Below are 3,910 nucleotides of genomic sequence, written 5' to 3'. Positions count from 1 at the left end.
TCCGGGTGGGCGCTCGGGCGCATTCTCTGTTTGGCACGCATAAGGATAGCGCGGCCCGCAGGGCCGCGCTATCTATCACCTATCTGGGTGACTGTTAGATTGCAAAAAAAGAAGCGGGGCCCCGGAGGGCCCCGCTCTGCACCTATATTGAAGTGCCGTCCACCGGTCAGCGGCGCCCTGCTCTCCCACGGGCTTCCCCCGCAGTACCATCGGCGCTCGGCGGCTTAGCTTCCGGGTTCGGAATGGGTCCGGGCGTGCCCCGCCCGCCATGGCCGCTGACCGGTGGGCGGCGCTCCGCCCACCGCGAGGTGGTGTACTCGTCCCGGGGGGGACCCTCGTGCCCTGGGGGCCGCACAGCGAGGAGATGGACCTTGGGACCCGGCATCCGAACCGACCGGAAGCATCGCGCGGCACCCATGGGCGCCCACGTCGAGATGATGCGGGTAAGAGCTCGGGCGATTAGTGCCGCTCGGCTGAGGCCGTCGCCGACCTTGCACCTGCGGCCTATCGACCAGGTGTTCTACCTGGGCCCTTACCAGAAGGAGAACTGATCTCGGGAACGGCTTCCCGCTTAGATGCCTTCAGCGGTTATCCGCGCCGGACGCGGCTACCCGGCCATGCCGTTGGTCGACAACCGGTTCACCGGAGGTCCGTCCACCCCGGTCCTCTCGTACTAGGGGCAGCCTCCCTCGATTCTCCTGCGCCCGCGGAGGATAGGGACCGAACTGTCTCACGACGTTCTGAACCCAGCTCGCGTACCGCTTTAAACGGCGAACAGCCGTACCCTTGGGACCTGCTCCAGCCCCAGGATGCGATGAGCCGACATCGAGGTGCCAAACCTTGCCGTCGATGTGGACTCTTGGGCAAGATCAGCCTGTTATCCCCGGAGTACCTTTTATCCGTTGAGCGACGGCCCTCCCACGTGGGGCCGCCGGATCACTAGAGCCTGCTTTCGCACCTGCTCGGCTCGTGGGCCTCGCAGTCAAGCCCGCTTACGCTCTTGCACTCAAAAGGACGGTTGCCGACCGTCCCGAGCGGACCTTCGCGCGCCTCCGTTACCTTTTAGGAGGCGACCGCCCCAGTCAAACTGCCCACCTGGCACGGTCCCCCGCCCGGCTCCACGGGACGGGGTTAGGACGCCGGTGCGGCGAGGGCGGTATTCCAAGGGCGGCTCCGCGGGGGCTGGCGCCCCCGCATCGATGCCTCCCGCCTATCCTCTACGCGCCGGACCAGCGGCCAATGCCAAGCTGCAGTGAAGGTTCACGGGGTCTTTCCGTCCTTCCGCGGGTAAGTCGCATCTTCACGACTAGTGGAATTTCACCGGGTCCATGGTTGAGACAGCGCCCAAGTCGTTGCGCCTTTCGTGCAGGTCGGAACTTACCCGACAAGGAATTTCGCTACCTTAGGACCGTTATAGTTACGGCCGCCGTTTACCGGGGCTTGGCTTCGGTGCTTCGCTCGCGCTAACACCTCCGCGTGACCTTCCGGCACCGGGCAGGCGTCAGACCCTATACGTCGCCTCGCGGCTTATGCAGAGTCCTGTGTTTTTGGTAAACAGTCGCTTGGGCCTCTTCACTGCGGCCCCCCTCCGCTCCCCGGGCGAGCCGGTTCACGTACGCGGGGGCACCCCTTCTCCCGAAGTTACGGGGCCATTGTGCCGAGTTCCTTAACCATGGTTGACCCGATCGCCTCGGTATGTTCTACCCACCCACCTGTGTCGGTTTGCGGTACGGGCGCGATGGCGCCTGCCTAGGGGTTTTTCTAGGGACCTCGGGCTCACTCGCTTCGCTCGATCGCTTCGTCCGGAGCCTCGCCCTCCTGGAGACCGGATTTGCCTGGTCTCCGGGCCGCGCTCCATCACGGGGACGTCCAGAACCCCGCCGAGCCACCCCAATCCGTCGCCCCGTCGGTCGTGACGGTTCCATCGCGGTGCAGGAATGTCTGCCTGCTGCGCTTCGACTACGCCTTCCGGCCTCGCCTTAGCCCCCGACTGACCCTGGGAGGATTAGCCTTGCCCAGGAAACCTCGGGTTTACGGCGGACGAGTTACCCTCTCGTCTCTCGCTACTCATGCCAGCATTCTCGCTCCCAGAAGGTCCACGGTCGGTTCCCCTCCCGCTTCGCCCCCGCTGGGACGCTCCCCTACCGATGATTTGAATCATCCCGCCGCTTCGGTTCAGAGCTTAGCCCCGTGTATTGTCGGCGCATGTCCACTCGACCAGTGAGCTGTTACGCACTCTTTGAAGGGGTGGCTGCTTCTAAGCCAACCTCCTGGTTGTCTGCGCGGACGCACATCCTTTGCCACTCGGCTCTGAATTTGGGACCTTAGCGGGCGGTCTGGGCTGTTTCCCTCTCGAACACACAGCTTAGCCCACATGTTCTGACTGCCGCGCTCTAGACCCTCGGGCATTCGGAGTTCGGTTCGAATCGGTAGGCGGCGAAGCCCCCTCATCGATCCGGTGCTCTACCTCCCGGGGTTAACGCGCGACGCTAGCCCTAAAGCTATTTCGGGGAGAACGAGATATCTCCGGGTTTGATAGGCCTTTCACCCCTACCCGCAGGTCATCGCCGCCGTTTTCAACCGACGTGCGTTCGGCCCTCCACGGGGTCTTACCCCCGCTTCAGCCTGCCCACGGGTAGCTCACCCGGCTTCGCGTCTGCGGCCGCCGACTATGGTCGCCCGTTTCGGACTCGCTTTCGCTCCGGCTCGCTTTCCAGCTTAACCTCGCCGACGGCCAGCAACTCGCTGGCTCATTCTACAAAAGGCACGCCGTCACACCTCTAAAAGGGTGCTCCGACGCCTTGCGGGCGCACGGTTTCAGGTACTGTTTCACTCCCCTCCCGGGGTGCTTTTCACCTTTCCCTCACGGTACTTGTGCGCTATCGGTCACAGGAGAGTATTCAGGCTTGGAGGGTGGTCCCCCCTGCTTCGGACCGGGTTTCACGTGCCCGGCCCTACTCAGGGACCTCCGCCGGGGTCCATCCCAGGGTGCGCCTACGGGGCTGTAACCCTGTGCCGCCGGCCCTCCCATGCCGTTCGGCTCCCCTGGATGGATCCCCGCCGGGAGCGCCAGCTCCCGGGCGGGAGGCCCTGCAACCCCGGCGGCGGTATAGGCTGGCGCCCGCCCGCTCGCCGGTTTGGCCATCGGTCCCCTTTCGCTCGCCGCTACTCGGGGAATCTCGCAGTTGATTTCTTCTCCTCCGGGTACTTAGATGTTTCAGTTCCCCGGGTTGTCCTCCCCCAAGGTATGAGTTCCCAAGGGGGATGCCAGGACATCTCCTGGCGGGTTCGCCCATTCGGAGACCCGCGGGTCGAAGGGTGTGTGCCCCTAACCGCGGATTATCGCAGCTTGCCGCGTCCTTCATCGGCTTCCTGTGCCAAGGCATCCGCCGTGCGCCCTACATATCTTCCCGCGCATCTCAGGCGCGGGCGCTGTAAACTTCAGTCGCAAATATTGCACTGATGCATGGGTGTCGCATACCGCCGGGGCCTCGCGGCCCCTGGCGGTCAGATGCTTCTCACTTATATTCACTTGCAGATATCGAAGATTAATCTTCGCTCTCATTGAGAATCGATCAGATCAGATGTTGAATCTAGATCCATGCTCGCTATGCGGCTCTCAAGGTACGCGGGTGCGTGCCCCGGGGACCGGACGCTGCGGGCTGCTCGCCGGGAGGACAGGCCGGACGGGTTTTTCCATCATCCGCGCCGCCTATTCGAGTTGGGTATTCTTCCTGGAAGATGCTTCTCCCTAGAAAGGAGGTGATCCAGCCGCACGTTCCCGTACGGCTACCTTGTTACGACTTCACCCCCCTCACCCTCCACACCTTCGACGCCTCCCCCCTCGGAAGGTTGGGCCGGCGGCTTCGGGTGCAGACGACTCGGGTGGTGTGACGGGCGGTGTGTACAA

The 3,910-nt window shown here is 63.8% G+C and carries 2 rRNA genes; both read right to left on the bottom strand.

Features of this window, described 5'->3' with window-relative positions:
- Window positions 1-164 precede the first annotated feature (164 nt).
- Window positions 165-280: ribosomal RNA gene (rrf, locus tag HMPREF9452_RS11080) — 5S ribosomal RNA — on the bottom strand.
- Between the two features lie 158 nt (window positions 281-438).
- A 23S ribosomal RNA gene (locus tag HMPREF9452_RS11075) occupies window positions 439-3,413 on the bottom strand.
- Between the last annotated feature and the right edge of the window lie 497 nt (window positions 3,414-3,910).

Origin of the sequence: Collinsella tanakaei YIT 12063, from assembly GCF_000225705.1 — a bacterium.
GTDB lineage: Bacteria > Actinomycetota > Coriobacteriia > Coriobacteriales > Coriobacteriaceae > Collinsella > Collinsella tanakaei.
This window is presented reverse-complemented; position numbering and strand designations above follow the sequence as displayed.